General features: G+C 44.9%; 7 protein-coding genes. 6 read left to right on the top strand and 1 reads right to left on the bottom strand.

From position 1 onward, the window contains the following. The coding region (gene selA, locus HQK80_14835; protein MBF0223472.1) for an L-seryl-tRNA(Sec) selenium transferase at positions 1–690 on the bottom strand (690 nt) is incomplete at its 3' end. Positions 691–1,183: 493 nt separating this feature from the next. Here selA and HQK80_14830 point away from each other — a divergent pair. The 6 genes from HQK80_14830 to HQK80_14805 all read left to right on the top strand — a co-directional run. Continuing rightward, positions 1,184–1,522 (top strand): P-II family nitrogen regulator, encoded by a 339-nt coding sequence (locus HQK80_14830; GenBank protein MBF0223471.1) that lies wholly within the window; start codon positions 1,184–1,186, stop codon positions 1,520–1,522. A 45-nt stretch (positions 1,523–1,567) separates the two neighbouring features. Next, complete coding sequence (gene amt / locus HQK80_14825) at positions 1,568–2,902, top strand: ammonium transporter (GenBank protein ID MBF0223470.1); 1,335 nt, start codon at positions 1,568–1,570, stop codon at positions 2,900–2,902. A gap of 96 nt (positions 2,903–2,998) precedes the next feature. Beyond that, positions 2,999–3,721, top strand: a complete 723-nt coding sequence (locus HQK80_14820) for a type 1 glutamine amidotransferase (GenBank protein MBF0223469.1) — start codon at positions 2,999–3,001, stop codon at positions 3,719–3,721. A gap of 4 nt (positions 3,722–3,725) precedes the next feature. After that, positions 3,726–4,130 carry a DUF2721 domain-containing protein gene (locus HQK80_14815; GenBank protein MBF0223468.1) on the top strand — a complete coding sequence of 135 codons (405 nt, stop codon included), beginning with the start codon at positions 3,726–3,728 and terminating at the stop codon, positions 4,128–4,130. Beyond that, the gene (locus tag HQK80_14810; protein MBF0223467.1) at positions 4,127–5,434 is read left to right on the top strand and encodes a hypothetical protein; all 1,308 of its coding nucleotides are present in this window, start codon (positions 4,127–4,129) and stop codon (positions 5,432–5,434) included. The genes HQK80_14815 and HQK80_14810 overlap by 4 nt, the downstream gene beginning before the upstream one ends. 209 nt (positions 5,435–5,643) lie before the next feature. Then, positions 5,644–6,024 (top strand): transposase (locus tag HQK80_14805; GenBank protein MBF0223466.1); only part of this gene is annotated, 381 nt, incomplete at its 3' end.

Below are 6,024 nucleotides of genomic sequence, written 5' to 3'. Positions count from 1 at the left end.
GGTCTGCTCGGTAATAGCTTGTTCATAGTCCCGCAGGTGGGTTCGGTTTGTCGCTCCGACCTCAACCAGTACCGCACCACTTTTTGCCATGACATCCGGGATCCGAAAGGAGCCACCGATCTCGACTAATTGTCCTCGAGACACAATAACTTCGAGGCCAGCTGCCAAGGTTTCAAGGACCAAAAGCACTGCGGCAGCATTATTGTTAACAACAAGTGCCGCCTCGGCACCAGTCAGATCACATAAGAGCTCCTCAACCAGACTGTATCGACTCCCACGCTTGCCTGTTTTAAGATCAAACTCAAGATTCGAATATCGCGCCCCAACTTCGGCAATTCCCCGCATGGCAGAATCTGATAGCAAGGATCTACCTAAATTTGTATGAACAACAACACCGGTAGCATTGATTACTGCCCGAAAGTTAGGCACCATTTTCTGGTTAAGAATTTCGATAAAACTCTGTAAAAGCGGGCCCCTTTCAAGTACCATATTGTCAAGAAGCTCTCCCTTCAATATGGCCTCTCGCTTTAGGGATAAGACCTCACGCACAGCCTGCTTGATAATTGTCAGGGGTGCAAGCCCGACCTGGGGTTGAGACAGACAAAACGCCTCATCGGCAACCCATCCCAGAAACTCATCAACTTTGGGAATAGCGCGCAGCAAACTTTGTTCACTATTTTTCTTTGTCATCGTCTCTAATCCTGCAAAGCTGAACGAGGCCTTTTACGATTCAAATTAATGACGATTCGTAAGCCCTCGTAATTTCGTCATTCCGGCATGTTTTTAGCCGGAATGACGAAAGTCTAAAACAACTATCTGCCACCACTTTTGGAGAAGTTACATAGAAAGCACCTAACCAATTGAACTGTTACAGTTTTTCCGCACAAGTGTCAACATCACTCCTGCCTCGCTCGTCAAACCGATATCCACACCAGCACTCAAGGAAAATGTTCATTTTTGTAAGCATATTTTAAATATTTATTACATTTATGTGCTTTTAATTAATGGCGTCACAGACCTTCTTTTATGTATTTTGTTCGTGTAATCTTTATTTGTTCAATAGTAACAAATAGTTACAATTAAAAAATTGTTTTACAATTTTATTGGCACACATAGTGCTTAATAAGTTATCAACATCAACAACAGCAATTAGCATTTTAATAATTTTTTAATGGAGGGAGTTATGAAAAAAATTGAAGCAATCATCAAACCGTTCAAGCTGGATGCACTGAAAGAAGCGCTTGCTGAGCTCAACATAGCCGGCATGACAATGTCTGAAGTCAAGGGTTTTGGCAGACAAAAAGGCCACACAGAAGTTTATCGAGGCGCTGAGTATGTTGTTGACTTTTTGCCAAAAGTCAAAGTCGAAATAGTTGTTACTGAAGACATGGTAGACAAAGTTGTCGAGGCAATAATTGGAAGCGTTAAGACCGGCAAGATTGGCGATGGGAAAATTTTCGTACTTCCAGTTGAAGAAGTCTGCAGGATTCGTACGGGCGAAAAAGGAAACGAGGCGATCTAGGTGAATACAATGACTAATGAATTAAAAGAATCAAAGGAGATAGTGATGTCTAAAAACAAAATATCTAAACATGTTCTGCCCATTGCAATGCTTTTGGTATCCTTACCTGTTGCAGCAGTTGCCGGCGAAGAGGCAGCCGCAGAGATCAGCGGTGCAGTTGCTAATTATGTTGTCAATAACACCTGGATGCTGGTAGCCACATTTTTGGTATTCATAATGCACCTTGGTTTTGCTTGCCTAGAAACAGGGTTAACCAGAGCTAAAAACACAGTAAATATTCTCTTCAAAAACACCGGCATAATCGCCATTGGCCTACTAACCTATGCCATACTGGGCTTCAACCTCATGTACCCTGGTGAATTTTCCATGGGTGGATTCTTTGGATTTGCCGGTTTCGGCATAGCTGCCCCCGCCGGTGATGCGGGTGGTATTGCCTATGCTGATGGCGCCTACACTTACTGGACCGACTTCATATTCCAGGCAATGTTTGCAGCAACCGCAGCAACTATTGTATCAGGTGCAGTTGCAGAACGTATCAAACTCCATAGCTTTTTAATTTTCTCAACAATCTATGTCGCTTTTATATACCCATGGGTTGGTAGTTGGAAGTGGGGTGGCGGCTGGCTGGACGCGAAAGGCTTTTATGATTTTGCTGGATCAACACTGGTTCACTCTGTCGGAGGTTGGGCTGCATTAGCTGGAGTTCTATTTCTTGGGCCTCGCCTTGGCAAATACGTCAAAGGTCAAATCAAACCTATACTTGGCCACAATATGCCACTGGCAACTATTGGCGCTTTTCTACTCTGGCTTGGCTGGTTTGGTTTTAATGGCGGTTCTGTACTTTCCGCTGACCCTACCCTCGTATCTTTAGTATTTGTTACCACAAGCTTAGCTGCTGCTGCAGGTATCGTTTCAGCCATGGTTGTTTCCTGGCTCATGCAGAAAAAGCCTGATCTTACCATGGCCTTAAACGGCTCTCTGGCTGGCCTTGTTGGAATCACAGCCGGTGCTGACGTAGTCAGTGTAATGAGTTCAATTATTATAGGATTGATCGCCGGAGCTCTAGTTGTTGTTTCTGTTATCGCCATTGATCGAATTAAAATTGACGATCCGGTTGGTGCTCTCTCCGTTCATCTGGTTTGCGGCATCTGGGGCACCCTGGCAGTTGGGATATTCAGTCCCGCACATTCATTTACGACACAGCTAATTGGTGTCATTGCTTATGGTGTTACTTGTTTTATTGCGGCCTCTGCTATTTTCCTAGCCATCAAGGCAATTTTCGGCCTTCGCGTTGACGAAGAAGAAGAGCTTATTGGTCTCGACATGGGTGAACATGGCATGGAAGCTTATGCCGGCTTTGAAATCAAAAGAAACATCTAATCCATCACAAACAGTCTGTGGGAGAAGATTATTTCTCCCACAGACTGTTTTACCCTGAGGAACTTTTCAACCTCAATAAGCTCGCGGTATACAGACATGCCTAAACGGTTTTTGGTTTTTCAGCACACAGCCAGCAAAAAGCCAGGCAACTGCCTCCTTAAATCGGCCAAAGAACAAAACGTCAGCCTGGAAATCATCAAACTCTGGAAAAACACCATTCCAGCCTTCAACAACTACGATGGCCTTTTGGTTTTGGGCCGAGGCCCTGATCTTGACCAGAGCGACAACTATCCATTCCAGGACAAAGAAAAAGAAGCTATAAAGAGATGGGTTTCAGAAGATCGACCGTTTTTTGGAGTTGGAAGAGGCCACCAGCTGCTTGCTGAAGCCCTGGGGGCGACCGTCGGAGAAAACTACTGCGCCAGCATAGGTTTTGTTGATGGATATCTTACCCGTAAGGGCAAAACACATCCCCTGTTCAATAAAATCCCCCACCGCATCACACTTTTCAAGTGGCACCGACAGGCTGTCATGGAGCCGGTACCGAGAAATATCGATATTCTGGCAACCTCAGCAGAGTGCCAGATTGAGGCAATTTCTATTAAAGATCGCCCGTATATAGTAGGAATACAGTTTGACAATAACGCCTCCGGCGTGAAAGATGTAGAGACATATTTACATAAAGGCCGAAAATGGTTAGCATCATTAAATGGCAAATACATTAACCCATCAAAAATCATCAGTGATGCCAGAAAATTTGAAGAAACCTTAACCCGACAATACAACAACTTATTTACTAATTTTATCAAACTAACATAAAGCAATGGAGCTAACCCTTACCACACCCGCCCTTCTGTTCCCCACTGTTTCACTGCTTATGGTTGCCTACACAAACCGTTTCCTAGCAATTGCATCCCGAATTAGAACCTTACATGAGTCCTACAGAAACAGTCCCAATACAAATTTAGCAGAGCAAATAACCAGTCTCAGAACCCGGGTGCGGCTAATCAAAAACATGCAGGCCTGCGCCATCTCCACACTACTGCTTTGCGTACTCTGCATGTTTGTGCTTTTTGCTGGGTTCCCCCTGACCGGCAAGATAATCTTCGCCACCAGCCTAGCCCTTCTAATCGTCTCTTTAGGCCTGTCCTTCCGTGAAGTTATGCTATCCGTTGAAGCACTTAACCTCGCTTTAAGTGATATGGAGACCTCCGAGGTAAAAAAATGACACTCCCTAAATCAAATGGCAGCTTTCCTTTTCTCGACCAGAATGGCCCCTTTGCAACATTTAACACCCCCCAGACGAATACTCTTTTCTCGAAAGACAATCGAGCCTTCATAAAAACACTGCGGGGAAAGCAGTTAATTACAAAATATAGAATTATTCGTAATCAGATTTTTGACTTTCTCGATGTTCGCTCTTTTTCCGAAATTCACCAATTAATAGTCAACAAAGACAAGCGCCATGAGATTAACAGAAGGGGCTACGCGCTTCTTGGCAATATGTTTGGAATAGAAGGCAACGCTCGCGAGACAATCTCGACCATCAACAACTATTCCCGCACCGCTGACGCGGTCATTCGCTACCTGAAGGTTGGCGCTTTATCCCAATATGCCGCCTACGTTGAAATGACCAATGAGATTGACTCGACCAGCAGCCCTATTGACCTGTTGCTCATTCTGTTTAATCCACGATATCATAAGAAAGCTCGCTTTGAGGCCAAAAGAAAACTTATACTGATGAGCCTGGCAGGATCCATCGAACTTCGGGAACGTGAAACCAATATTGAGGACAACTTCTCAGTGTTCTTGAATTTTCTTAACTCGAATGTCTGGAGCTCTGAAATGCTGATCGGAGAGCTGAACGTCTCCTATCTTTTAAGCCAGCACGACCCCAAGGATTTCACCTGTCAGGAGGTCAAGACCATAAGCCTGGCAGATGCCAAAAAAATTAAGGCCAAAAACGGGCAGAAGCTTACCCTAATCAAACGGCGCTTCTTCCGGGCACCTGGCAAACAAATCCCAATTTATGTTTCTATCCGCAAAAAAAGCCCTGAAGCAAAGGTATTGAAACTGCTGCGCAAGGGCGAGGAAAACCCCGCTGTAGCGGTTGACGATGAGCTTGGCCTGATGGCCGTGCTGGACTCCATAGCCGATGTCCGAACATTCCAACGACACCTCACACAAAGTGCAATCAAGGCCGACTCTTTCATGACCCTCGAGGAGGTGTCGGACACTCTAACCGGAGGCACACACAATAGTAGTAATATCGGCAGTGCCCCAGGCACACCGATGTTTAAGTTCTTTGCCAGAATGGGAGGAATGCGAGTTGAGTTTATCATCCACACCAACAAAACCTACCTCAACTATATTTATCAGCGCGATATCTCTCATGATGAGTACGAAATAAAGAGAATTTTTGACTCAGGTGTTGCCGACCTCCTTTTCCCAAAAGAGATCTACTATCTCGATATGGCTGAAGTCAAAGCCCGACAGTTACGACTTTGCCGCCGAAAAATCGAAGAGGTCTAGTAACTTCTCCAAAAGTGGTGGCAAAACCCCTGTGGAGTATTAGCCTGTATTAGGGGACAAGCCTGTATTAGGGGACAGACCATGGACTGAGCCTGTATTAGGGGACAGACCACGTTTTTACTTAGTGTATTAGGGGACAGACTAGTGTATTAGGGGACAGACCACGTTTTTACTTGCCAGCGATGTGAAATTGTGGTTTGATAGAGAGCATGCCAAGACGAGCACGCCTTATATATTCCGGAGTTCCCATTCACATTATTCAGCGAGGCAACAATCGCCAAGCATGTTTTTTTGCGGATGAGGATTATCTTTTCTACCTTGACTGGTTGTTTGAATATGCCAAAGTTTCAGGGTGTGCAATTCATGCCTTTGCCCTTATGACCAACCATGTCCACCTCCTTTTGACACCAAAACAAGAACGAAGCGCCGGAGATTTGATGAAAAGACTCGGACAACGTTATGTTCAGTATATCAATCGAACCTATGATCGAAGTGGAACTCTCTGGGAGGGACGATTCCGATCATGTATAACAGAGCAAGATGACTATTTGCTAGCTTGCCAGCGCTATATAGAACTTAATCCTGTACGG

This window comes from Desulfobulbaceae bacterium (genome assembly GCA_015231515.1).
Taxonomy (GTDB): Bacteria; Desulfobacterota; Desulfobulbia; order Desulfobulbales; family VMSU01; genus JADGBM01.
Note: the sequence above shows the minus strand (reverse complement) of the source record. Positions and strands in the feature narration are given on the sequence as shown.